Source organism: Pseudomonas sp. gcc21, assembly GCF_012844345.1.
In the GTDB taxonomy this organism is placed as follows: domain Bacteria; phylum Pseudomonadota; class Gammaproteobacteria; order Pseudomonadales; family Pseudomonadaceae; genus Halopseudomonas.
The window spans coordinates 2,783,838-2,808,193 of sequence record NZ_CP051625.1 but is presented as its reverse complement, the minus strand read 5'-3'; the positions used below and the strand labels follow the sequence as shown (position 1 = coordinate 2,808,193).

23 protein-coding genes and 1 pseudogene are annotated in these 24,356 nt (G+C 60.7%); 7 read left to right on the top strand and 17 right to left on the bottom strand.

All coding sequences use genetic code 11. The features are described 5' to 3' along the window. Positions 1-7 precede the first annotated feature (7 nt). Positions 8-268 carry a YheV family putative zinc ribbon protein gene (locus tag HG264_RS12905; protein WP_169408053.1) on the bottom strand — a complete coding sequence of 87 codons (261 nt, stop codon included), beginning with the start codon at positions 266-268 and terminating at the stop codon, positions 8-10. Then, positions 265-2,313, bottom strand: a complete 2,049-nt coding sequence (gene prlC / locus HG264_RS12900; RefSeq protein ID WP_169408052.1) for an oligopeptidase A — start codon at positions 2,311-2,313, stop codon at positions 265-267. Before prlC ends, HG264_RS12905 begins: the two co-directional genes overlap by 4 nt. 222 nt (positions 2,314-2,535) lie before the next feature. Here prlC and HG264_RS12895 point away from each other — a divergent pair, with 222 nt between their 5' ends. Together HG264_RS12895 and HG264_RS12890 are read left to right on the top strand one after the other, a co-directional pair. Further along, positions 2,536-3,078: a gamma carbonic anhydrase family protein gene (locus HG264_RS12895; RefSeq protein WP_169408051.1), complete on the top strand. Its 543-nt coding sequence runs from the start codon at positions 2,536-2,538 to the stop codon at positions 3,076-3,078. A gap of 153 nt (positions 3,079-3,231) precedes the next feature. Then, positions 3,232-4,254, top strand: coding sequence for an NADP-dependent oxidoreductase (locus HG264_RS12890; protein WP_169408050.1), 1,023 nt, complete (start codon positions 3,232-3,234; stop codon positions 4,252-4,254). A 478-nt stretch (positions 4,255-4,732) separates the two neighbouring features. Here the strand turns inward: HG264_RS12890 and HG264_RS12885 are convergent, their stop codons facing one another. The 5 genes from HG264_RS12885 to HG264_RS12865 all read right to left on the bottom strand — a co-directional run bounded on the left by HG264_RS12885 (position 4,733) and on the right by HG264_RS12865 (position 10,888). Next, positions 4,733-5,815, bottom strand: coding sequence for a 5-(carboxyamino)imidazole ribonucleotide synthase (locus HG264_RS12885; RefSeq protein WP_169408049.1), 1,083 nt, complete (start codon positions 5,813-5,815; stop codon positions 4,733-4,735). 10 nt (positions 5,816-5,825) lie between these two features. Next, entirely contained in the window at positions 5,826-6,317 is a 492-nt protein-coding gene (gene purE, locus HG264_RS12880; RefSeq protein ID WP_169408048.1) for a 5-(carboxyamino)imidazole ribonucleotide mutase, read from the bottom strand. Between the two features lie 503 nt (positions 6,318-6,820). After that, positions 6,821-7,507 carry a carbonic anhydrase gene (locus HG264_RS12875; protein ID WP_169408047.1) on the bottom strand — a complete coding sequence of 229 codons (687 nt, stop codon included), beginning with the start codon at positions 7,505-7,507 and terminating at the stop codon, positions 6,821-6,823. A gap of 55 nt (positions 7,508-7,562) precedes the next feature. Then, positions 7,563-9,371, bottom strand: coding sequence for a sodium-extruding oxaloacetate decarboxylase subunit alpha (gene oadA / locus HG264_RS12870; protein ID WP_169408046.1), 1,809 nt, complete (start codon positions 9,369-9,371; stop codon positions 7,563-7,565). A gap of 101 nt (positions 9,372-9,472) precedes the next feature. Next, positions 9,473-10,888 carry an acetyl-CoA carboxylase biotin carboxylase subunit gene (locus HG264_RS12865; protein ID WP_169408045.1) on the bottom strand — a complete coding sequence of 472 codons (1,416 nt, stop codon included), beginning with the start codon at positions 10,886-10,888 and terminating at the stop codon, positions 9,473-9,475. A gap of 443 nt (positions 10,889-11,331) precedes the next feature. Here HG264_RS12865 and HG264_RS12860 point away from each other — a divergent pair, with 443 nt between their 5' ends. The 3 genes from HG264_RS12860 (at position 11,332) to HG264_RS12850 (ending at position 14,870) form a co-directional block, all read left to right on the top strand. After that, positions 11,332-12,297 (top strand): LysR family transcriptional regulator, encoded by a 966-nt coding sequence (locus HG264_RS12860; protein WP_169408044.1) that lies wholly within the window; start codon positions 11,332-11,334, stop codon positions 12,295-12,297. A gap of 66 nt (positions 12,298-12,363) precedes the next feature. Next, on the top strand, positions 12,364-13,722 hold the full coding sequence (locus HG264_RS12855; protein ID WP_169408043.1) for a GntP family permease: 1,359 nt from the start codon (positions 12,364-12,366) through the stop codon (positions 13,720-13,722). Beyond that, positions 13,722-14,870 (top strand): glycerate kinase, encoded by a 1,149-nt coding sequence (locus tag HG264_RS12850; RefSeq protein WP_169408042.1) that lies wholly within the window; start codon positions 13,722-13,724, stop codon positions 14,868-14,870. Before HG264_RS12855 ends, HG264_RS12850 begins: the two co-directional genes overlap by 1 nt. Here the strand turns inward: HG264_RS12850 and HG264_RS12845 are convergent. Beyond that, positions 14,867-15,064 (bottom strand): hypothetical protein, encoded by a 198-nt coding sequence (locus HG264_RS12845; protein WP_169408041.1) that lies wholly within the window; start codon positions 15,062-15,064, stop codon positions 14,867-14,869. The two genes, HG264_RS12850 and HG264_RS12845, sit on opposite strands and share 4 nt — an antisense overlap. A gap of 162 nt (positions 15,065-15,226) precedes the next feature. Here HG264_RS12845 and HG264_RS12840 point away from each other — a divergent pair, with 162 nt between their 5' ends. After that, positions 15,227-15,598 carry a DUF6746 family protein gene (locus HG264_RS12840; protein ID WP_169408040.1) on the top strand — a complete coding sequence of 124 codons (372 nt, stop codon included), beginning with the start codon at positions 15,227-15,229 and terminating at the stop codon, positions 15,596-15,598. Positions 15,599-15,648: 50 nt separating this feature from the next. Here the strand turns inward: HG264_RS12840 and dksA are convergent, their stop codons facing one another. Next, positions 15,649-16,068, bottom strand: coding sequence for an RNA polymerase-binding protein DksA (gene dksA, locus HG264_RS12835; RefSeq protein ID WP_169408039.1), 420 nt, complete (start codon positions 16,066-16,068; stop codon positions 15,649-15,651). Positions 16,069-16,144: 76 nt separating this feature from the next. Continuing rightward, positions 16,145-16,516: a hypothetical protein gene (locus tag HG264_RS12830; RefSeq protein WP_169408038.1), complete on the bottom strand. Its 372-nt coding sequence runs from the start codon at positions 16,514-16,516 to the stop codon at positions 16,145-16,147. Positions 16,517-16,754: 238 nt separating this feature from the next. On the opposite strand from HG264_RS12830, the gene HG264_RS12825 reads away from it, so the two are divergent. Continuing rightward, positions 16,755-17,147 (top strand): DUF1294 domain-containing protein, encoded by a 393-nt coding sequence (locus HG264_RS12825; RefSeq protein ID WP_169409130.1) that lies wholly within the window; start codon positions 16,755-16,757, stop codon positions 17,145-17,147. 3 nt (positions 17,148-17,150) lie between these two features. Here the strand turns inward: HG264_RS12825 and HG264_RS12820 are convergent, their stop codons facing one another. From HG264_RS12820 to HG264_RS12795, 7 genes and pseudogenes are all read right to left on the bottom strand, one after another. Beyond that, positions 17,151-18,740, bottom strand: a complete 1,590-nt coding sequence (locus tag HG264_RS12820) for an ABC-F family ATPase (protein ID WP_169408037.1) — start codon at positions 18,738-18,740, stop codon at positions 17,151-17,153. Positions 18,741-18,893: 153 nt separating this feature from the next. After that, a complete protein-coding gene (gene chrA, locus HG264_RS12815; protein WP_169408036.1) occupies positions 18,894-20,096 on the bottom strand; it encodes a chromate efflux transporter in 1,203 nt (400 codons plus the stop codon). Further along, the gene (locus tag HG264_RS12810; protein ID WP_169409129.1) at positions 20,093-20,773 is read right to left on the bottom strand and encodes an RES family NAD+ phosphorylase; all 681 of its coding nucleotides are present in this window, start codon (positions 20,771-20,773) and stop codon (positions 20,093-20,095) included. The genes chrA and HG264_RS12810 overlap by 4 nt, the downstream gene beginning before the upstream one ends. A gap of 20 nt (positions 20,774-20,793) precedes the next feature. Beyond that, on the bottom strand, positions 20,794-21,201 hold the full coding sequence (locus tag HG264_RS12805; protein WP_169408035.1) for an MbcA/ParS/Xre antitoxin family protein: 408 nt from the start codon (positions 21,199-21,201) through the stop codon (positions 20,794-20,796). A gap of 99 nt (positions 21,202-21,300) precedes the next feature. Continuing rightward, complete coding sequence (locus HG264_RS18850) at positions 21,301-22,170, bottom strand: methyl-accepting chemotaxis protein (protein ID WP_372240241.1); 870 nt, start codon at positions 22,168-22,170, stop codon at positions 21,301-21,303. Beyond that, a pseudogene (locus tag HG264_RS18845) lies at positions 22,165-22,305 on the bottom strand (HAMP domain-containing protein); the annotation flags it as partial. The gene HG264_RS18850 and the pseudogene HG264_RS18845, both read right to left, overlap by 6 nt. Before the next feature lie 995 nt (positions 22,306-23,300). Further along, a complete protein-coding gene (locus HG264_RS12795) occupies positions 23,301-24,353 on the bottom strand; it encodes a glycosyltransferase family 2 protein (RefSeq protein ID WP_169408033.1) in 1,053 nt (350 codons plus the stop codon). Positions 24,354-24,356 lie beyond the last annotated feature (3 nt).

Below are 24,356 nucleotides of genomic sequence, written 5' to 3'. Positions count from 1 at the left end.
TCCTGTTTCACTTCTTCTTCAGTTTCGGATTGGGAAAGAACTGCACCGTATGGGACGTTGCGGCCGGCTTGGCTGGTTTGGCCGCAGTAACCCGGGTCGGGATTTCGCGGGGCACCGAATTGCCCCGCTCATCCAGCGTATCGGCGAAGCCGCACTCAACACACTCACGGTGTTGAGCGCCGTCCTCTTCAAACATGACGATAGTGTCCATTTTGCTGCAGGCGGGGCATACCGCCCCGGCGATGAAGCGTTTCTTTACGTGCGTCATGCTGCTTGTTCTCCGGTCAGGCCGCTGTGGCGCAGCAGTGCGTCAATGGACGGTTCACGCCCGCGGAAGGCGACGAACAAGGCCATGGGCTCACGGCTGCCGCCCTGCGCCAGGATGGCTTCGCGGAAAGCGCGGCCGGTTTCAGGATTGAAAATACCTTCTTCCTCAAAGCGCGAGAAGGCATCCGCCGACAGCACCTCCGCCCACTTGTAACTGTAATAGCCCGCCGCATAGCCGCCGGCAAAGATATGCGCGAATCCATTCTGGAAACGGTTGAACGCAGGCGGGCGCAGCACCGAGGTTTCGTCACGCACTGCATCCAGTACCTGCTGAACGCTGCGCTCCGGCTCGCGTCGGGCATGCAGCTCGAAGTCGAACAGGGAGAACTCGATCTGCCTGAGCATGCCCATGCCCGACTGGAAGTTGCGCGCTGCGAGCATTTTTTCCAGAAGATCCTGCGGCAGCGGCTCGCCCGTCTCGTAATGGCCCGAGATAAGCTCCAGCCCTTCCGGCTCCCAGCACCAGTTCTCCATGAATTGGCTGGGCAGTTCCACCGCATCCCAGGCGACGCCGTTGATGCCCGAAGCGGAGGCGTAGTCGACCCGGGTCAGCAGGTGATGCAACCCGTGGCCGAACTCGTGGAACAGTGTGGTGACTTCGTCATGCGTCAGCAGCGCGGGCTTGTCGCCGGCAACCGGTGGCGTGAAGTTGCACACCAGGTAAGCTACTGGCCGCTGGATGGCGCCGCCGGGCAGCAGACGACGGTCACGCGCGCCGTCCATCCAGGCACCGCCACGCTTGTTGCTGCGCGCGTACAGATCAAGGAAGAAACGTCCGATGACTTCGCCGTCTTCGACGATTTCGAATAGCCGCGCGTCGGGGTGCCAGCGATCGAAGCTCTCGACCTCGCGCATGTCCACGCCATAGAGCTTGCCAGCGACCGCGAACATGCCATCCAGCACCTTGTTCACCGGAAAGTACGGGCGCAGCGCTTCCTGGGAAATGGCGTAGCGATGCTGGCGCAATTTCTCACCGTAGTAGCCCAGATCCCATGCCTGCAGATCCTCGCAGCCCTGTTCGGCGGCGTAGTCGCGGAGCGCCTGCAGATCGGCTTCGGCGGCCGGCTTGCTGCGCTTGGCCAGATCCCGCAGGAAGCCCAGTACCTGATCGGTGTTTTCGGCCATTTTGGTGGCCAGCGAAAGCTCCGCATAGTTGGCGTAGCCCAGCAGTTCGGCCAGCTCCTGACGCAGCGCGAGGATCTCTTCGATCAACGGACCGTTGTCGTTGTCGCCGGCATTCGGGCCCTGATCCGACGCACGGGTGCTGTAAGCGGTATAGACCTCTTCCCGTAGCGCCCGGTTATCGGCGTGGGTCATTACCGCAAAATAGCTGGGGAATTCCAGGGTGATCAGCCAGCCATCCAGCCCGCGTTCTTCAGCGGCCTGCCGGGCCTGCGCCATGGCGGACTCGGTCAGACCTGCAAGCTCGGCGGCGTCGGTGATGTGCTTGGTCCAGGCCTGGGTGGCGTCCATCAGCTGGTTGGAGAACTTGCTCTGCAGTTCGGACAGGCGCATCTGCATTTCGCCGTAACGCTTCTGCTGTTCCGGGGGCAGGGCGATACCCGACAGGCGGAAGTCGCGCAGGGTGTGCTCGATGATGATCTGCTGCGCCGCGTCCAGCTGGGCGAAGCCATCGCTTTCCGCCAGCTGGGTATAGGCTTCGAACAGCTGCTGATTCTGACCCAGCTCGGTGAAATACTCGCTGAGCAGTGGCAGGCAGCTGTTATAGGCGTCCCGAATTTCGGGGCTGTTCATCACCGAGTTGAGGTGACCTACCGGCGACCAGGCGCTGGAAAGCCGCTCGCCCAGATCATCCAGCGGTTCGATCACATCTGACCAGGTCCACTCGGTCGGGTTGGTCGCCAGCAAGGCGTGCAGCTGCCTGCGGTTGTCTTCCAGGATCTGCTCGATGGCCGGCTTGACGTGTTCGGCCTTGATGGCACTGAACGGTGGCAGGTCATAGGGTTGCAATAACGGATTCGACATGGCGTTTGGGTATCCTGATTCGAGAAAACACGGACTTTGACCGTCATCTTATTTAATATGACGCCTTTTGGCACGGATGGTGGCCTCACCAACGTTAATCAATGCGACCGGCGCGTTATTTCTGAACGGCCGCAGATGAAACGCAGCCGTGCACGCCTGATAACCCTTCGGCGTCCTGGTGCCGGATAAGTGCCGGGAGCGTCCCGCATGAGGTGCAAAGCCATGAATGTACGACCTTTCGCAGACAAGACTCCGCAGCTCGGACAGGGCGTTTTTGTCGACCCTTCGGCTGTGGTGTTCGGTGACGTGGTAATGGGCGACGATTGTTCGGTCTGGCCGGCAGTCGTCATTCGCGGCGACATGCTGCATATCCGCATCGGTGCGCGAACCAGCGTTCAGGACGGCAGCGTGCTGCATATCACCCACGCCGGTCCGTTCAACCCCACCGGCTATCCGCTGATCATCGGTGACGACGTGACCATCGGCCACAAGGTACTGCTGCATGGCTGCACCATCGGCAGTCGCTCGCTGATTGGCATGGGCAGCATTGTAATGGACGGTGCCGTGATCGAGGACGAGGTGATTCTGGGGGCCGGCAGTCTGGTCCCGGCCAATCGCACATTGAAGAGCGGGCACCTCTATGTCGGCAGTCCGGCACGCGCTATCAGGCCGCTGACCGAGGATGAGAAAGCGTTTTTTACCTATTCGGCAAACAATTACGTGCGCCTGAAAAACGAGCATCTCGCGGAAGACTGGGCAGGCTGATTGGGTCAAGGAACGGTTTCGGTCTGCTAATTACTGCTGAATCAGGGCCGTGAATAGTAGCCCTTTGAGTCTGTTGGTTCGCTGAAGCTGGGCTATGATTCTGGGCTGCTTCCACTCGAAGCTGTTCTTCAATCATTCAGCACGCGAGGCACCATGACCGACCTTATCAATCGCAAAATCATTCTCCAGCAACGCCCACAGGGCGAGATTCGCGACGGCGACCTGGTCATGGAGCAAGAGCCGGTACGCGACATCCGCGACGGCGAGGTTCTGCTCCAGACCCTTTGGCTGTCACTCGACCCCTACATGCGTCCGCGCCTGAACGACTCCAAGGGCTATATGGACCCGGTCGGTATCGGCGAGACCATTGTCGGTGAAAGCGTATGCCGCGTCATCGAATCAAAATCCGGCAATTACAGCGTTGGCGACCTGGTTACCTGTTACACCGGCTGGCAGGAATATTTCATCATCCCCGGTGACGCGCAGATGGTGTACAAGATCGAGCCAAAGGGTGTGCCGCTGCAGGCCTATCTGGGCGTCGCGGGCATGCCGGGGCGGACTGGTTACTGCGGCTTGAAATTCGTCGGCAAGCCCAAGGCTGGCGAAACCGTGGTGGTATCAGCAGCGTCCGGCCCGGTGGGTACAGTGGTCGGCCAGACTGCCAAGCAGATGGGCTGCCGCGTGGTAGGTGTCGCCGGTGGCGAGGAAAAATGCCGCTTTGTGGTCGAAGAGCTGGGCTTTGATGCCTGTGTCGATTACAAGGCCGGCAACCTGCAGGCCGATCTGAAAGCCGCCTGCCCGGATGGTATTGATGTGTACTTCGAGAACGTTGGCGGTGAAGTCACCCGCGCCGTGGCCACCCTGTTGAACCCCGGTTCGCGCGTGCCGATCTGCGGATATGTGTCCGCCTACAACGCTGAGGATGCAACCAAGGTCGAGACGCCTTTCCACGTCTTCAAGGCGATGGAGAATCCGCCGGAGCACCGCTTCTTCCTGGTGACCGAGTGGCAGGACCGCCATCAGGAAATCACCGGCATCCTGGCTGACCAGGTAGCCAACCATCAGCTGAAATACCGCGAGACGGTGGCTGAAGGCTTGGAGAATGCCGTCGAGGCATTCAAGGGTATGCTCAAGGGCAAGAACTTCGGCAAGCAGCTGGTTCACATCGCCGATTGATCTGGCGTAAACAGCGAGCCGACGTCCAGCGCCGGCTCAGTCTGGCCCTGGGGGTGTAGCGCGCCTGCGCTACGCCAAGCTTCCAAGCAACTCCAAAGCCCGTCAATGAGACCGAACGCGACCCGCGTGCTCATAACACCCTCTCGGCGAGCAGGCGCTCACCAACCCCAGGAACCCCGGCCCGCAACAATCCTGGGGGTGTAGCGCGACTGCGCCACGCCAAGCTCGTGCGCCCGTGCGATGCTCATCAACACCAACGAGTCTCAACGCGGCGGAGTGCGAACTAAACCCTGTCGGCGCGTCCGAACGCGGCCCGAGCCGCACGCCAACCCCAGGGGAAACCCTGGGGAACCGTTACGTCGAATGGGAAATGTATGGCGTAGCAGGGAACGCATCCCTGGGGGTGTAGCGCGCCTGCGCTACGCCGATGCTGTGCTTGGACGCGGTCGTCGCGTCCGAACGCAGCCCTCTCGGCCGTTCAGCCCTTGATCAGCTGCTCAACCTCATCAATCCGCGCCTGCAAGCTCGCCTTGTCGGCACAGCGCAGCGTGGCGTGGCCTACCTTGCGACCCGGTTTGAATGCCTTGCCATAATGGTGCAGATGGCAGTTCTCGATTGCGGTCATTTTCTCTACCGGCGGCACGTCCCCGATCAGGTTGACCATGGCGCTTTCGCCGACCCGCGCGGTGGAGCCAAGCGGCAAACCGGCAATGGCGCGCAGATGGTTCTCGAATTGGCTGCATTCCGAGCCTTCGATGGTCCAGTGTCCGGAGTTGTGCACCCGCGGCGCGATTTCATTGGCCTTGAGTCCGCCATCGATCTCGAAGAATTCGAAGGCAATCACGCCGACATAATCGAGCTCCTTCATGATCCGGCCCAGATAGTCTTCGGCCAGGCTCTGAAGTGGATGCTCACTGCTGGCGACCGAGCGCCGCAGGATGCCGTCTTCGTGAACGTTGTGAACCAGCGGGTAGAAGCGTGTCTCGCCGTCACGGGCGCGTACCCCGATCAGCGAGACTTCTCCGTCGAAGGGCACGAAGCCCTCGAGTATGCAGGGCACACTGCCCAACTCGGCGAAGGCGTTGTGCGCATCTTCCGGGAAGCGCAGGACCTTCTGACCCTTGCCGTCGTAACCCAGGGTGCGCGTCTTGAGTACAGCTGGCAGGCCGATGCGCTTGATCGCCGCTTCGAGGTTTTCCTGCGACTGGATGTCAGCGAATTCGGGGGTGGGAATGCCCAGCTCAAGGAACATGGACTTCTCGAACCAGCGATCCCGGGCAATACGCAGCGATTCAGCGTTGGGGTAGACCGGAACGAACTGGGAGAGAAAGGCCACCGTCTCGGCGGGTACGCTTTCGAACTCGAAGGTCACCACGTCGGCCTCATCGGCGAGCTGGCGGAGGTGATCGTGGTCGCTGTAATTGGCGCACAGATGTTCACCCAGCGCCTGGGCGCAGGCATCCGGAGCCGGATCCAGAAATGCAAACTGCTGGCCCAGCGGTGTGCCCGCCAGTGCCAGCATCCGTCCGAGTTGTCCACCGCCGATTACGCCAATCTTCATGCTGCTATCCTCACGCCTGACGCGGGTCCGGGTTATCCAGCACCGTTTCGGTCTGCTGGTTGCGGAAGTCTTTCAGAGCCTGCTGGAACTGCGGGTGTTTGGCCCCGAGAATGCTTGCTGACAACAGCGCTGCGTTGATCGCCCCGGCCTTGCCTATCGCCAGCGTGGCAACCGGAACACCGGCGGGCATCTGCACGATGGAAAGCAGGGAATCGACACCGGACAGCATAGACGACTGCACCGGTACGCCAAGCACCGGCAGGTGTGTCTTGGCTGCGCACATACCAGGCAGGTGAGCCGCGCCACCGGCACCGGCAATGATCACTTCGATGCCGCGGCCGTCAGCTTCTTCTGCATACTGGAACAGCAGATCAGGGGTGCGGTGCGCGGAAACCACCTTCACCTCGTAGGGGATGCCAAGCTGCTCGAGCATATCGGCCGTATGGCTCAGGGTCGACCAGTCGGACTTGGAGCCCATGATCACGCCAACCAGTGCGGTCATTGTCGTTGCCTCATTCAGTTGTGCCGCTCAATTGCGGTAAAAACCAACAAGCCACGCAAGAATGACTGGCGTGGCTTGGGGGTGCAGTCTGCCGTAGGGAATGCCTAAGCAGTGCGCAGAATATGAAGCGGCACAGTATAACCACATTCGATTGGGATCAGAACTGATCTATGTTGCAGGTGATCGCGGCAGGAAAACCCACTCTAGCGCGATCTGGGTGTCGCCATCGGCAGCGGACCGTCATCGCTCAGTCGGAATTTACCGGTCTCGGCGTCATAGGTCCTGATCTCGCAGGTGCGCTACATCCCGACGGACCCAGCGTGCTGGAGTGTCGAGTTCCATCTCGACACAGGCGTGCCTGAGCCGCCGCTGGCCGAGATGGAACTCGGCCTTCCCGGTACCATTCGGGTCAGATGCATTTTCTGCAGACCGGTTCAGGTGGACATGAGTCGCGAGGCTGAGCTCAGGGCAGGGTTCTGTTCATGTCTTGAAGGGGCTGGCTGCTAATAGCGTGGGCGCGGAGTCGCCATCGGCAGCGGGCCATCACCGATCCGGCGGAATTCACCTTTCTCGGTATCGTAGGCGCGGATCTGGCTGGTTTCGATATCGTACACCCAACCGTGGATGAACATTTCACCACGCGCCAGGCGCGACGCCACCGAGGGGTGAGTGGCGAGGTGACCGAGTTGGGCGACCACGTTTTCCTCTGTGAGGATGCCGAGGGTAGTGTGATCGGCGCAGCCACAGTTTTCCTGCACTACGATCTTGGCCACTTCCGAATGTTGCAGCCAGGCTTTTACTGTGGGCATACCTTTCAGCTGGGAGGGGTCCAGCACGGCTTTCATCGCACCGCAATCGGAATGACCACAGATGATGATGTGCTTGACGCCGAGGGCGACCACGGCATATTCGATGGCGGTGGAGACGCCACCCATCATCTGGCCGTAGGGGGGGACAACGTTGCCGACGTTACGGGTGACGAACAGATCACCGGGCGAACTCTGGGTGATCAGTTCGGGCACCACGCGCGAATCGGCGCAGGTGATGAACATCGCCTTGGGCGTCTGCTCGAAGGCTAGTTTCTTGAATAATTCTTCCTGCTGGGGATATACCTCTTCATGGAAGTGCTGGTAGCCGTCGACGATCTGTTGGATAGCATCATCAGCACTTTTCAGTTTTTTATAAGGCATGGAATACGCTCGCTGGTTCGGTGTTGACGGGGAGTCAACTGACTCCCCGCTGTGCTCAGGCTTCGATCTCGATAAGGATTTCGCCGGGGTTGACCCGATCACCCTTGGCTACATGCACGGCCTTCACTGTGCCGGCAATGGCTGCCTGAATTTCGCTTTCCATCTTCATTGCTTCGCTGACCAGTACAGCCTGCCCGGCACTTACCGAGTCGCCGACCGCAACCAGCACATCAACGACGTTGCCCGGCATGCTGGTGGTCACATGGCCGGGGTGGCTGGCCTGACGACGCTGACCGGACCCGCCGCTGGCGGTGAAGGTGTTGAGTGGCTCGAATACGGCTTCCTCGGGCATGCCGTCCAGGCTCAGGTAGAAGTGACGCTTGCCGGTCGACTTGACGCTGACGCCTGTGATATCCACGCGATACGACTCGCCGTGTACATCAATGATGAATTCGGTCGGCACACCGTCCTCGGACATCGGTTTGGCCTGTTCACCCGCCTGCGGCAACAGCTCCTCGGGCCTGAGTGTGCCTGCAGCGCGCTCTTCGAGGAACTTGCGCCCGATATCCGGAAACATCGCATAGGTGAGAACATCTTCCTCACTGCTGGCGATGCTGCCAGCTTCTGCGCGCAGCTTGTCCATCTCGGGCTTGATAAGGTCCGCCGGACGCACATCGATCACCTGCTCATTACCGATGGCGCGGCGCTGCAGCTCCTGATTCACAGGGCCAGGGGCCTGACCGTAGCGTCCCTGCAGATAGAGCTTCACCTCGTTGGTGATGGTCTTGTAACGCTCACCCGCGAGCACGTTGAATACCGCCTGGGTGCCGACGATCTGCGAAGTCGGTGTTACCAGGGGCGGAAAGCCGAGATCCTCGCGTACGCGTGGGATTTCCTCGAACACTTCCTGGATCCGGTCGAGCGCGTTCTGTTCCTTCAGCTGGTTGGCCAGGTTGGACATCATGCCGCCGGGCACTTGGTTGACCTGTACGCGGGTATCGACGCCGGTGAATTCGCTTTCGAACTGGTGATACTTCTTGCGCACGGCATGGAAGTACATGCCGATTTCCTGCAACAGCGCCAGGTCCAGACCGGTGTCGTAGGGCGTACCTTTGAGCGCAGCCACCATGGACTCGGTACCCGGATGGCTGGTGCCCCAGGCCAGTGACGAAATGGCGGTATCGATGTGGTCGGCACCGTTCTCGATCGCCTTGATCTGACACATTGCAGCGAGGCCGGCGGTGTCATGGGAATGGATATACACCGGCAGCGATTGCTCGCTCTTCAGTGCCTTGACCAGCTCGCCGGTGGCGAAGGGAGTCAACAGACCGGCCATGTCCTTGATCGCCAGCGAATCGCAGCCCATGGCTTCCATCTGCTTGGCCTGTTCGACGAACGCCTCGACGGTATGCACCGGTGAGGTGGTGTAGGCGATAGTGCCTTGGGCATGCTTGCCCGCGGCCTTGACCGCTTCGATGGAGGTGCGCAGGTTACGCACGTCGTTCATGGCGTCGAAGATGCGGAACACGTCGATGCCATTGGATGCAGCCTTGTTGACGAAGGCGCGCACCACATCATCGCTGTAGTGGCGATAGCCGAGCAGGTTCTGACCGCGCAGCAGCATCTGCAGACGGGTGTTGGGCAGCGCTTCGCGCAGCTGGCGCAAACGCTCCCAGGGGTCTTCCTTGAGGAAGCGGATGCAGGCATCGAAGGTCGCACCGCCCCAGACTTCAAGCGACCAGTATCCGACCTGATCCAGCTTGGGGCAGATGGGCAGCATGTCTTCGGTGCGCATGCGGGTGGCCAGCAAGGACTGGTGGGCGTCGCGCAGGACGGTATCGGTAACGGTGATGCGTTTGCTCATGATCTTATCTCCTGATGAGCTGGAAGCCCGAAGCTTGAAGCTGCAAGTCATCGCTGAGTGCGGACTGCTTGAAGCTTGAAGCGTGAAGCTTGCAGCTGAATTTAAAGTCCTGCGTGCGCAGCAATGGCCGTGGCGATCACCAGGGCTATTTCCTCTGGCTTGCGCTTGGTCGAGTAGCGCGTGAGCTCGGGATGGGTCTCGACGAAGCTGGTGTCGAACACGCCGGTGCGGAACTCGGGGTTGCGCAGGATTTCCTGGTAATACTGCGTCGTGGTCTTCACGCCGTGCAGATGCATGTCATCCAGCGCGCGCAGACCGCGGTCGAGCGCTTCCTCCCAGGTCAGGGCCCACACGATCAGCTTCAGGCACATCGAATCGTAATAGGGCGGAATGCTGTAGCCGGTATAGATCGCGGTATCCACCCGCACACCCGGACCGCCCGGTGCGTAGTAGCGAGTAATCTTGCCGAAGGAAGGCAGGAAGTCGTTCTTCGGATCCTCGGCGTTGATACGGAACTGGATGGCATAGCCCAGATGTTTGATGTCTTCCTGTTTTACCGACAATGGCAGGCCCGAGGCGATGCGGATCTGCTCACGCACGATATCGATACCGGTGATCTGCTCGGTAATGGTGTGTTCGACCTGCACGCGGGTATTCATTTCCATGAAGTACACCTCGCCCTCGGCCAGCAGAAACTCCACCGTGCCGGCGTTCTCGTAGCCGACGGCCTGCGCCGCGCGCACCGCCAGATCGCCGATGTAGGCGCGTTGTTCCGGCGTCAGCTGCGGGCTGGGCGCGATCTCGATGAGCTTCTGGTTGCGCCGCTGGATCGAACAGTCACGCTCGAACAGGTGCACGGTATTGCCGTGGCTGTCGGCGAGGATCTGCGCTTCGATGTGGCGCGGGTTGACGATGCATTTCTCCAGAAACACATCCGCCGAACCGAAGGCCTTGGTCGCTTCGGAGATTACCCGCGGCCAGGCCTGTTCCAGTTCCTGTCTGGTATTGCAACGACGAATACCACGGCCGCCGCCGCCTGAGGTGGCCTTGAGCATGACCGGATAGCCGACACGCTCAGCCTCAGAGAGCGCCTGCTGCAAATCGCTGAGGTTGCCTTCGGTGCCGGGTGTGACCGGAACGCCAGCCTTGATCATGCTGCGCCGGGCTTCGGTCTTGTCACCCATGCGGCGGATCACTTCAGCGGAAGGGCCGATAAAGCGGATGCCGCGTTCGGCGCAGATTTCTGCCAGTTCCGCGTTTTCGGAAAGAAATCCATACCCGGGGTGTAGCGCATCACAGCCGGTTTCCACGGCCAGATTGACCAGCTGGCGCGGGTTCAGATACCCGGCCAGTGGGTCACTGCCGACGTTATAGGCTTCATCGGCACGCTTTACGTGCAGCGCATACCGGTCGGGTTCCGAATAGATCGCCGCTGAGCGAATGCCCAGTTCAGCACAGGCGCGCACGATCCTGACGGCGATTTCACCGCGGTTGGCGATGAGTATTTTCTTGATCATGGCCGTTCCTCCTGAGAGTGGTCGGTAGGGTCCTCCGCTGCCGTCACGGCCCTAGGGTCTGTTCCCGTTTCATCGCGAGCCGCGTTGCCGGTTCAAATGGCGCCAAGCAAGGCGCGGGACGCAGGTAATGGTTGCTCCCTTGCCAAGTCTCGCAACGCTGCATGGCGTCATTTGAAACGCAACCCGACGGGACGGGGCCCGTTTAGCGCAGCACTGCGTTACTCGTCGCTCATTTGGAATAACCAAACTTCACTCCTCGCGCCTTGTTCTGCACCAAACGGGCCTCCGTCGCGGCCGCGATGAAACGGGAACAGACCCTAGCGTGTGAGGACCTGTTATCAAGCTACGCCTGCACGCGCTCAGAGAAAAACGAATAATATTTGCGCCAGCTATTAGTAATTACTAATGTATCGCGCTCAGTTCACAATCTTTAGGGAATAGCCATGCGCCGTTCGTTGTGGCGTATCACCCTGCGCCAGCTGCAGGTGTTCCGTGCGGTCTGCCGTAGCCTTTCTTATAGTCGCGCCGCCGATGAAATGGCCTTGACGCAATCAGCGGTCAGCCAGCAGATCCGGCAACTTGAGGAGCTGGTCGGAGCGCCGCTGTTCGAGTATGTGGGTCGCAAGCTGTATCTCACCGAGGCGGCTGACCATCTGCTTGAGGCGAGCGAAGACGTATTCCAGCGGCTTGATAATCTTGACATGAGTCTGTCAACGCTCAAGGGCAGCCTGCGCGGCGAATTGCGTATCGCAGTCGTCAGCAGCGTGCAGTATCTGACGCCGCATCTGCTCGCCGCGTTCCTGCAGCGTTACCCGGACGTCAGCTTTCGTCTCGAAGTGACGCGCCGAACGCAGGTCATCCAGCGCTTGCAGGATAACCGCGACGATGTCGTGCTGATGGCCCTGGTGCCGGAAGACCGCGCGCTGGAATTCTTTCCTTTTCTGAACAATCCCATCATCGCGGTGGCGCGGCCGGATCACCCGCTGGCGGGCCGCAAGGATCTGGCGCTGGCGGAGCTGGAGCAGCATGTGTTGCTCCAGCGCGAGCCGGGTTCGGGCACACAGAAAGCGGCGGATGAGTTCCTCGATGAGAAGCGCGTGCATCCCCGCCGCGTGTTGCAGCTGGGGTCCGGCGATTCAATTGTTCAGGGCGCGCTGGCCGGCCTGGGCGTCACCCTGGTTACCCAGCATGCTGCCGCCCCTTTTCTGCGCAGCGGCGAACTGGTCCAGCTCGACTTTATCGGCTTGCCGCTCTATCGCAGCTGGTGCGTCGTGCATGCCCGGGGCAAGCGCCTCAGTCCGGTAGCGGAGGCATTCCTGAGCTTCATGCGCGAAGAACGCGCGTTGATCAAGCGCCTGGCCGAGCCCTTCGGTTCACTCGCCAGTTCCGGAAGTCATACGCTGGGCTGACAGTATGCAGGCGGCGTGCTTGAATGACTCAAGGCCTGCGGTCTCAAACACATAGGAAATAACAAAATGGCTCTGGTTCTGATTCTGGTCGCGCTGGTTGGCTTTATCGTCATGGCGACTACGCGATTCAAGCTGCATCCGTTCCTGGCCCTGCTCGGTGCTGCGCTGCTGGCTGGCTTTGCCTACCAGTTGCCAACCCTGGAGATTGCCGGGCATATCACCCGCGGCTTTGGCGGCATTCTCGGCTATATCGGCATCGTCATCGTGTTCGGCACCATCATCGGGGTCATCCTCGAGCGCAGCGGTGCGGCCATCACCATGGCTGAAACGGTGATCCGCCTGCTGGGTGAACGCTTTCCCACCCTGACGGTGTCGATCATCGGCTATCTGGTGTCGATTCCGGTGTTCTGCGACTCCGGTTACGTCATTCTCAACTCGCTGAAAAACGCTCTGGCAGCGCGGATGAAGGTCTCTGTGGTGGCGATGAGTGTGGCGCTGGCGACCGGCCTGTATGCCACGCATACCTTCGTGCCGCCAACGCCCGGGCCTATTGCCGCCGCCGGTAATCTGGGGCTGGAATCCAGTCTGGGGCTGGTGATTCTGGTGGGTCTGCTGGTGTCTTTCGTCACTGCCATGGCCGGCATGTTGTGGGCCAATCGCTTCATCGGCAAGAACATCGAGCTGGAAGATAACGGCGCGCCGATCATGGACACTGAAGATTATCAGGCCATGCGTGACAGTTACGGGCAGCTGCCGAGCGCGGCCAAGGCCTTCGCCCCCATATTCGTGCCGATTGCGCTGATCTGTCTGGGCACGGTGGTCAACCTGCCTGCTCGCCCCGTGGGTGAAGGCGGGCTGTACACCCTGATCGTCTTCCTCGGTCAGCCGATTTTCGCGCTGGCGATTGGTCTGGCGCTGGCCTGCACGCTGCTCAAGTCGGACAACAAGCGTCAGGAGCTGCATGACCGGGTGGCGCAAGGCATCGTAGCTTCAGCGCCCATTCTGCTGATCACCGGTGCTGGCGGCGCCTTTGGTACCGTGCTCAGTGCCACGCCGTTAGGGGCTTATCTGGGCCAGACGCTGTCCTCTCTGGGCATCGGTCTGTTCATGCCCTTCCTGGTAGCCGCCGGTCTGAAGACCGCTCAAGGGTCGAGCACGGTGTCCCTGGTGACTACCTCGGCGCTGGTAGCGCCACTGCTCGGGCAGTTGGGGCTGGACAGCGAGATGGGCCGGGTACTTACCGTAATGGCAATCGGTGCCGGCGCCATGACCGTATCCCACGCCAATGACAGCTTCTTCTGGGTGGTCACCCAGTTCAGCCGCATGAAGGTGGCTACGGCCTATCAGGCGCAGACGGTTGCGACGCTAATTCAGGGTGTGGTGGGTATGCTCACCGTATGGCTGCTCAGCCTGGTGCTGCTGTGATGAAACTGGTAATCGCCCCTGACTCGTTCAAGGAAAGCCTCAGCGCACAGGCTGTCGCCAGCGCCATTGCCCGGGGCTGGCGGACGGTCTATCCCGATGCCGATATCCGTATCTGTCCAATGGCTGATGGCGGCGAAGGCACCGTGGATGCTGTGCTGGCGGCCAGCGATGGCGAGCGGCGCGAGCTGACAGTATGCGGTCCGCTCGGCCAACCGGTGCGAGCCCATTGGGGCTGGCTGAAGGATGGCCAGGCGGTGATCGAAATGGCGGCCGCCAGTGGGCTGCACTGGGTCGAGCCGGCCCAGCGTGATGCGTGTATCACCACCAGCTACGGTACCGGTGAGTTGATTCTGGCGGCGCTGGATGCCGGTGCCCGGCGCATCATGCTGGGCATCGGTGGGAGTGCCACCAACGACGGTGGAGCCGGGGTGCTGCAGGCGCTGGGTGTGCGGTTGCTGGATGGCGCTGGCGAGGCGCTGACACCGGGCGGTGCAGCCTTGATCAATCTGCAGCGCATCGAACTGGACGGCCTGGATCCGCGGCTGGCAGAGGTTGAGATGCTGGTGGCTGCGGACGTCGACAATCCGCTATGCGGTCCACGCGGCGCTTCCCATGTATTCGGTCCGCAGAAGGGCGCCACGCCGGAGCAGGTGGAGCAACTGGATCGGGCGCTGGGGCATTTCGCCGATGTCATGGCGGCCACCCTGGGTGAAGATTATCGTGAGGTGCCGGGTGTCGGTGCAGCTGGAGGACTGGGCTTTGCTGCCCGGGCGGTACTGGGCGCGACCTTCCGGCCGGGTATTGAATGGGTGGCAGAGCTGTCCGGGCTGGCCGCGGCGATGCAGGGCGCCGATCTGGTCATTACTGGCGAAGGGCGGCTGGATCGCCAGAGCCTGCACGGCAAAGCCCCAATGGGCGTGGCGCGTGTGGCACAGGCCACCGGGGTCCCGGTGATCGCGCTGGCCGGCAGCCTGGGCGACGGATATCAGTGCGTGTACGAGGCCGGTATCGAAGCGGCATTCAGCCTGGCACCCGGGCCGGTCAGCCTGGAACAGGCCATGGCCGACGCCGACGGTTTGCTGCAATCACGCGCCGCGGATATTGCCCGACTCTGGCGCCTGGCTTCCCGCTCTACCGAACCACGTTAGGTCCAGTGGCTTGAATCGCGCAGCTGGCTTCCGAGCAGGTCGTGAAAATCACATAGCTGCTCATGCAGGACCTGACTGTCGCGGTACTCTTCGATGGCTCGCCGATAGGCCATACGCTTCTTGTCCTGCTCAAGCCGCCGTTGACGACGCAGGCTGCTGGTACTGTCGGTTGCATTGTCTGGATAGAAAGCCATGGTGAATGCTCCGTAAACATGTATGTCATACCGCACGATTCATTGTGCTATGTGCGGCGTGACACCCTGATGACAGAGCCTAGCGGTTTGATTGCGTCAGTAATTGATAATGGTTCGCATTGTGCTATCGTCAGTTCGTAACTAACCGCCAAGGACTCAAACATGAACGCACGTCGATTGTTGATAGCCGTTTTGATTGCCTCAGCCAGTTCATCCCTTATGGCAACCGAGCGCCCCGACCACTTCAAGGGGGAGGCAGCCGAGACCCTGCCGCAGGCGGTGAGCAACTTCTCCGAATACAACGAGAAACTGTCCGCCCTGGTTGAAAAGGACGAGCTGACCGCCGCCGAATTGCATCAGGTGCACGAGTTGACCTATACGCTGGAAAACGCGCTAGGGAAGATTCAAAGTGAACTGGCCGAGCTGGCGGAAACGCTGGAAGAAGTCCATGTGGCGTCCGAGCAGTCAGACGCCGAGACAGTGAAAACGAAGGGATCGGAATATCTGGAGACGTCGCGCCAGATTGTGGAATGAGCAGAGCCTCTTCGCCGGGCTGGGTCCGGCGAAGTTGACACGTTCAGGGTTCAGGCCTCGCGCAGATGCCTTTCCATTTCCTCTTCGCGCTCCTTCGCTTCGATGGAAAGCGTAGCGGTGGGGCGGAGAAGCAGTCGTTTCAGGCCGATAGGCTCGCCGGTCTCGGCACACCAGCCGTAACTGCCGTCGGCAATACGGTCGAGGGCCTGGTCAATCTTGTCGAGCAGCTTTTTCTCTCGTTCCAGCAGGCGCAGCTGCCACTGACGCTGTTCTTCGGCACTGCCGGTGTCAGCAATGTCGCTGCCGGGTTCGTACTCGCGTAGCGCCTGGAACTCGGCGTCGATTCGCACCTGCAACTCGGCACGCTGCTCCTGCAGCAGCTTCTGGAAGAACGCCAGCTGGCCCTCGTTCATGTAATCGTCTTCGGGCTGGGCTAGCAATTGTTCGGTTGTGAGTACTGATTCGCTCATGATAATTGGCCTTGTTCAGGTGGCTTGAGGCTCATATCTGAAATGCATTGCCGGCTTAAGTTCCTCTCGCAACGGCTCAGCGGCTGGCGGATCGCAGCGATGCCAGCCGCGACTGCCAGTCACCGCCATGCACGCGGGCGCATTCTTCTTCTGTATCAAAGCGGACGTGGGCTTCGACGGTGTCGAGTGCGACCCCGGCCTCTTTCAGCGCCTCTGCGCTAAGTTGGTACATGCGTTTGCCCAGACCTGTCTCGAGCGCCCGGGTGAGGTTCTCGCGCGTGTCGAACACCCAGATGATCTGCAGGCTGGCTGGAAACGCATGACGCTCGGCTTCGTGGGTAAGCCACTGGAAGCCGATTATTTCGCTTTTTGCGGTCTCGCAGGCACGGGTGAGTGATGCGACGAGTTGCCGCTCGATCTGTCCCTGTTCGCGCTGACTGTTACTCATGTCTCCCCCGTCATCTCGCTTGTCTGAATGATATTGACCTTCGATTCATTCGAAGGTGCCAGCCTGGCGTCCTGCCGGGCGGTGTACTGTTAATGCCTCGCAGGGTAACGCAAAATCAGCGCGAATTCGCTGACCAGAACAAGAGGAAGGAATGGCCCGTACAGCAGAGAGACAGCGCAAGCCGGGCGCGAGAGCGCAGGTGGCGAGCGCCGGGCGACGGAGGCAGGGCAACCCGGGCATGCAGCACAGGTTGTTGAAGACAGTGGTGTTCGGAGTGTTATGCGCGCTGCCGCTGACGGGGGCGCTGCACCTGGCTTCGGGCGGCGTGTTCTGGCCATTGGTGGTGTATGCCGCCGCAAGTCTGATCAGCTATCTGATGTACCGATCAGACAAGCGCAGCGCCATCGCGTCGCGCCAGAGGATTCCGGAAAAGTGGCTACATCTGTCGGAAGGCGTGGGCGGCTGGCCCGGTGCGCTGATGGCGCAGCAGTTGTTACGCCACAAGACGCGCAAGCTGTCCTATCAGCTGATGTTCTGGTTGATCGTCCTGCTTCATCAACTGTTCTGGTTTGACTGGTTGGTACTGGACGGGCGCGCGCTGGGAGAGTGGCTGCGCCCGTTGTTCAACTGAGGGTCAGGAGGCGACGCCGATTTCGCGCAGGTAATCCTCGTAGGTGCCGCTGAAGTCGGTCACGCCGTCGGCGGACAGCTCGATAATGCGGGTAGCCAGACTGGAGACGAATTCGCGGTCGTGGCTGACGAAGATCAATGTGCCGGGGTAGTTATCCAGCGCCAGGTTGAGCGCTTCGATGGATTCCATGTCCAGGTGGTTGGTCGGCTCGTCCATGACCATCACGTTGGCCTTTTGCAGAATCAACTTGCCGAACAGCATGCGGCCCTGCTCACCGCCGGAGATAACCTTCACCGACTTGGCAATATCGTCATTGGAGAACAGCATTCGACCGAGCGTGCCGCGGACCAGTTGTTCGCCGCCCTGGGTCCACTGGGACATCCAGTCGAACAGGTTGTAGTCGTCCTTGAAGTCATCGCCGTGTTCCTGCGCGAAGTAACCGACGTCAGCGCTTTCTGCCCACTTCACGGTGCCGGCCATCGGCGGCGCTTCGCCCACCAGGGTGCGCAACAGGGTGGTTTTACCGATACCGTTGGGTCCGATGATGGCAACCCGCTCACCGGCCTCGATCTGCAGGCTGAGGTTCTTGAACAGGGGCACGCCGTCGTAACCCTGGCTGACCCGATCCAGAATGACTGCCTGACGGTGCAGCTTCTTGTGCTGCTCGAAGCGGATGAACGGGCTGACGCGGCTGGACGGCTTGACCTCGTCCAGCTGGATCTTGTCGATCTGCTTGGCGCGGCTGGTGGCCTGCTTGGCCTTTGAGGCGTTGGCGGAGAAGCGGCTGACAAAGGTCTGCAGTTCAGCGATCTGCGCCTTCTTCTTGGCGTTGTCCGATAGCAGACGCTCACGGGCCTGCGTCGCGGCAGTCATGTATTCATCGTAGTTGCCCGGGAACAGGCGCAGCTCGCAGAAATCCAGATCAGCCATATGCGTGCATACACTGTTCAGGAAGTGGCGGTCGTGGGAGATAATGATCATGGTGCTGTTGCGCGAGGTCAGCACGCCTTCCAGCCAGCGGATGGTATTGATATCCAGGTGGTTGGTCGGCTCGTCGAGCAACAGGACTTCCGGGTCGGAAAACAGCGCCTGCGCCAGCAGGACGCGGAGCTTCCAGCCGGGCGCGATCTCGCTCATCGGGCCGTTATGCTGATCCAGCGGGATGCCCAGACCGAGCAGCAGCTCGCCAGCGCGGGACTCGGCGGTGTAGCCATCCATCTCGGCAAACTCCGTCTCCAGTTCGGCGACCTTCATGCCGTCCTCTTCGCTCATTTCCGGGAGTGAATAGATGCGGTCCCGCTCGGCGTGCACTTTCCACAGCTCTTCATGCCCCATGATCACCGTATTGAGCACGCTGAACTCTTCATAGGCGAACTGATCCTGACGCAGCTTGCCCAGGCGCACGTTTGGCTCGAGCATAACCTGGCCGCCAGAAGGTTCGAGCTCCCCGCCGAGAATTTTCATGAACGTCGACTTGCCGCTGCCGTTGGCGCCAATCAGACCGTAGCGATTGCCACCGGTGAATTTGACGGAAACGTTCTCGAAAAGGGGTTTTGCCCCGAATTGCATGGTGATATTCGCGGTAGAAATCAAGATGAAGCCCTGCGGGAAGAGAGAAGAGTCGGTGCCGGCCGGCGTACAGAGGGGAGCACCGGAAAAGCGGACCGCGCATTGTACGGGCTAAACCCGATCAGTAACAGATCGGGCCGATGAGCGCGCAGGGCGGGTTCGGCCAAGGCGAAGCGGTCAGAGCATTATGCCGATCCCGCCGCAGCCGAGGACGACCAGCCATGCGGGTAGTTTCCAGCTGCTTAGCGCCGTCAGCGCCAGCAGTGCCAGCGCAAAATCCGCCGGTCCGTGGATAGCGCTGGTCCATACCGGATCGTACAGCGCCGCCAGTAACAACCCGACGACGGCGGCGTTTATGCCCATCAGCGCGGACTGTATGCGCGGTTGGCTGCGCAGCGCTTCCCAGAATGGCAGCGCACCAGCGATTAACAGGAAAGACGGCAGAAAGATCGCGAGCAGGGCGATCATGCCGCCCGCCCAGCCGCTGGGCGCAGGGTTCATCGCGGCGCCGAGAAAGCCGGCAAATGTAAACAGGGGGCCAGGAACGGCCTGCGCAGCGCCATACCCGGCGAGAAAGGTCTCACGGTCGACCCAGCCGGTCGGCACGACCTCAGCCTGCAGCAGGGGCAGGACAACATGGCCGCCGCCAAAAACCAGCGATCCGCTGCGATAGAAGGCATCCACAAGAGCCAGGCCTTGCGATTCAAACACGCCTGCAAGCACAGGCAGCCCGAGCAAAAGCAGCGCAAAAAGCGCGAGCCAGAAAGCACCTGCGCGCCGGCTCAACGTGAACGGTAAGGCCTCGTGCGGCGCATCCATTGCCGGCTTGAACAGCAGCGTGCCGATAATTGCCGCCGTGATGATCACGCCTACCTGGCTGAGAGGGGTGTTCACTAGCAGCACCAGGCAGGCCGCGACGACCATGATACTGACCCGTTGCGCATCCGGACACAGGTTACCTCCCATGCTCCAGACTGCCTGCGCGACCACTGCTACGGCGGCTATCTTCAGCCCGTCCAGCAGGCCGTCAGGCAGAGCCTCACCCCACTCACTGAGCCCCAGCGCAAAGGCAATCAGAAGCAGCGCGGAAGGCAATGTGAAACCGCACCAGGCTGCGAACACGCCGGGATACCCGCCGCGCGTCAGGCCCAGCGCCATGCCTACCTGGCTGCTGGCCGGCCCCGGCAGAAACTGACACAGCGCAACCAGGTCGGCGTAACGCTTCTCGCTGAGCCAGCGACGTCGGATAACGAACTCTTCACGGAAATAGCCCAGATGCGCCACCGGGCCACCGAAAGACGTCAGGCCCAGGCGCAAGAATATGAGAAAGATCTGCCAGCTCGGTTCGTGAACTGTTGAGTTCACGTCGTGCGGTTTCATAGCTCGCTGATCTCCAGCACATGGGTAAAGGCCTGCGCCTTGCCATCCCAGACGTAGCGCAAATGCGGACCCTGTAGCGGCAGGCTGGCTGCCCTGGGACGGAATATCGCGGCGCACTCATGACCGGGTGCACGGACGCTGCGATACAGCAGACCCCAGCTGCCGCCTGCGCGTACCTCGCGCCCGAAGGCCTGTGCCTGCGGATAGGTGCGGGTATCCGGATCATGCAACGCGTCGAACCCGGCGCGTATATCGTGTAACGGTTTGACAATGCGATTGATATAGACCCGCATGGTCAGCTCCAGGCTGTCTTCCCGGGTGGCTGCGAGGAATTCGGCGCGGTGGTAGCTGGTTTCGGCGATGGCCGCCTGGAGACTGCTGGCGCAGTAGTAAACCCCATAGGTGCCGTCGCTGAAGCGGGTAGGCATGCCGATGTGAGTGAAGGCGGCCATCACCGGTGTTGAGCCGGGTCCGCTCACACGCTCCGCCTGGGGTACTCGCCATAGCTCCCCGGCCTCCTCGCGCAGGCGATCATTGGTCATGGCTTCAATGGCATAGGCCGTTTCCAGATCGGCGGGGTCCAGTACATCCTCGAACACGGACAGCGGTGGGAAGGCGCTATTAATGATCCGATAGGCGTTACGCCAAATCTTCCGGTCTGGCCGGATGACGGGCATTTGCTCAACCATGGCGGGCTTCAGCCGCGAGCGTGATCAAGATAACGTCGCACATCGGCCAGATCGATTACCCGACCGGCCAGCATGTAGTCCAGCGCGCTGCGTCCGTTGAAAGGCGCAGCGCTGTTGGGCTTGCGCACCCAGTCATAGACCGCCTGCTCCTGGTTGCTGAACAGAATCCGCAGCGCCTTGTGGATGCCCATTAGATACGACACGCGTTCCATGGTGTCGCGGGGCAGGCGCACTGCAGGCAGTTTCTTGTACTTGTGATAGGTGGTACGGCCGATATCGCCGAGCAGGATGCGTTGCTGTTCAGCCGAACAGCACCACTTCGCGGTGAGGTTGAAGAAGAATGTCAGTGCCACCCGGCCCGCATCGGCACTGTCGGCCAGAGCGGCGGTGGGTTGCAGGCTTGCGGTTGTGGTCATTATTGGCTCCCGTTCTCGACCTTTCTGCTCAGACGTTCATGCATGTAGAGCCTAGTCCGCATACGTTCATTCTTCAACTCATTGTTCGGATGCGACCCTTCAGGCGGGTTGCCCGAACCGGGCCAGCGCCTGCTCCATGACCTGGGCTTGCCCGGTTATCGACTCGCTGGCACTGGCGTTCTGGGTCACCTGCTCGGCATTGGTTCCCAGGAGCTGACTGAAACTGCCAATGCGCAGATTGATGTCTGCGACTGCGGTGGTTTGCTGCTCGATTGCCGTGGCTATCTCGCCTGTCTTACCGCTCAGCTCATGCATGCCGGCGGTAATCGCCTGAAACGCATCGAGGATACCGCCAGCGTGAATCACTGCGGTTTCGCTTTCCTCCAGACTCCTGGTCATCATCGACGCGGCCTGCCGAGCGGTGAGTTGCAGATCACTCACCTGGCCGGCGATCTCTCGGGCCGACTGTTGCGAGCGCAGGGCGAGGTTGCGAACCTCATCGGCGACCACCGCAAAGCCACGGCCGTTTTCGCCAGCGCGGGCTGCCTCGATGGAGGCGTTCAGTGCAAGCAGATTGGTCTGTTCGGCAATCGCGCCGAGTACGTCGAGGATGGTGGTGATGCGCGCGCTGTCCTGCTCGAGCTGCTGTACCGCGGCTGAGGTATCACGAGCAGTGCTGGCCAGCACATGCAGGGAGGCGATATTGGTCTCGACCAGGCGGGCGCCCTGTTCAACCTGCTGGTGCGCCGCGGCGGCGATGCGCTCGCCGTGGCTGCAGTTTCGGCTGACATCCTGCATCGAGTATTCCATTTCGTCGATGGCGCTGGCGAATTGCTCGACGTGCGCTTGTTGCTGGTTTAGCGAGCCGGCCGCTTCGCGGCTGTTGACCGACAGTTGAGCGGAGGCACTGGCGACCAGCTCACTGCTTTGACGGATCTGCAGATTGAGCTGCTGAAAGCTTTCCAGCATGTCATTGAATACACACCCGACCTGATTGATCTCATCCTTCCCGGTTTGCCTGAAGCGAGCGGACATATCCCGGGTGTCACGTACGTGTTGCAGCGTGCGGTTCAGCGCTTCGATGGGACGCATGATGCCGCGCATCAGGGCCCAGGCTACCGCGAGAAAAGCCAGGATTATCGCTGCGGTCAAGCCCAGCTCCAGCATCTGAAAACGGGCTTCACGCTGCTGCACCGCGAGCTGGTTGGCCTGGAGAAGCAGATCGACCTCTTCGCGAAACAGGTCGAGGGATGTATTCAGTGCGGCCCGCACACCTTTGGAGTCATCGATTCCGAGTTGCTCGGTAACCAGCACCAGACTCATGAAGTGGTCTTTGTACTGATCGAACAGCGCGTGCAGCAGCGGCAGGTTGGCCGGATCGTCAGCCTCGAAGTGCCGTGTCAGGTAGCGCTCGATCTGCCTGTGGGTTTTCAGGAAGCGTGACGACTGGGCCAGGTCTCCATCGAGACGAAAGCGCAACACGGGGGCGGTCAACAACTCGCTTTTGCTGATCAGTTCCCCATCGAATTCCTCCTCCGTGACCACGGTGATCTGTCCGGCAACGTGGTCCAGTTGGCCAAGCAGGCCTTGCCCTGGCTGAAAGCCGATCCGCTCCCAGTGGCCGCGCATGCTACTGAAGTGCCGACTGATTGCCGCCTGAGACTCGATCAAACGGTCTATTTCCGCGCCCGCTTCGATCAGTCCCACATCGTACTGAAGGTTTTGCAGAGCGGGCCAGCCGGCCTCGAACTCATCCAGGGATTGTTCAATCCGCTCGGCAAGAGTGGTGGAAGGGTCCCTGGCGAAAGCCGCGAGATCGGCTTCCAGGCTGGCCATATTGAAGGCTGTTCTGTTGAGGTGCTGTTCGAGGCGCTGAAAGCCCTGCTCGCGGTGTTTGATATACAGCCCGCACGCGTATAGCAGGCAGATGCCAATCATCCCTAGGCATACCAGCATCATCGTTTTTCGCTTGATCGTCATCCTGTCCTCTGGCCGCCGATGAACGCAGTCGGGATAGCGGCACTATGCCGTCATCCCTCAGGCGGGGAGTCTAGGAATGCGATATGACAGAGTGATGACCGGCGGTGCGGTCTGGCAGATCAGCTGAGATTGACTGACCCCATGGTCTGCCGGGAAAAATGATAGTCGCAGAGATCAACCAGGGTCACGTGCTCCGGTGGCTCCCAGCCGGCAATGCTGCTTCTACCGGGGGTGTAACTATCGACGGTAACGCCCAGATTGGCGATTGGCGCATCCACCGATTCGGTGGAGGGATTGAAGGGTCCGCTTTCAAGCAAGCCCCTGAGCACGATGCCGGCTTTATTGAAGTCGCCGCGGCCGAAGAGTTTCATCGCGATCTTGCACTGATGAAGGACCGACACCACCACCCGGCGGGGACGGTAGTATTTGCGCGCCACGAACACTTCGTTGCGCACATAGTGACGGTGGTATTTGACCCGGTTGGGGTTGCGCTCGGCCATGATATCGATTGCCCCGTTTTCCTGCCGCAGGTGTACCACCTTGCTGTTTCCAACAACGAACCCGGGAGCATCCTCGGTAACCCGCAGGGTGTATTCGGTATCTTCGCCCCAGATGAACATCGACGCGATCGGCAGACCGTAGGTGGCCAGCGTGCGTCGTGGAACCAGGATGGAAACAAAGGTGGCCCGGCGCACAGGCGCAATGCCGTGCTCAAGCGTCAAAGGCCAGTTCTCATAGGCGATGCGGTTGGGTCGCTGATCGATACTCGGGGCGTTGGTGACCAGACCGTGCTCGGTGTAGGCGGTGGACAGCAGAAAGGCGGGTTCAATGGCCTTTTCAGCCAGCAATTCATCCGCGTTGAGCAGCTTTTCAAGGGCATCGTCAGCGGGAATGACGTCATCATCCATCATCCATACCTGATCGGCGCCGCTCTGGTAGGCGAGACGAAACCCGGCGTTGAAGCCTCCCGAAGCGCCAATGTTCTCGGAGAGTCGGTGGACGGTCAGGTTGCGCAGGGACTGTTGGCGGAGCATTTGCTCGGTGTCGTCGGTGCTCGCATTGTCGACAACGATGATTTCGTCACAGGGCCGGGACTGGCGGCTGACGGCCTCAAGGCACTGGCTAAGAAGGTCTTTCCGGTTGTACGTGAGGATTACCGAGATGATTTTCATTTT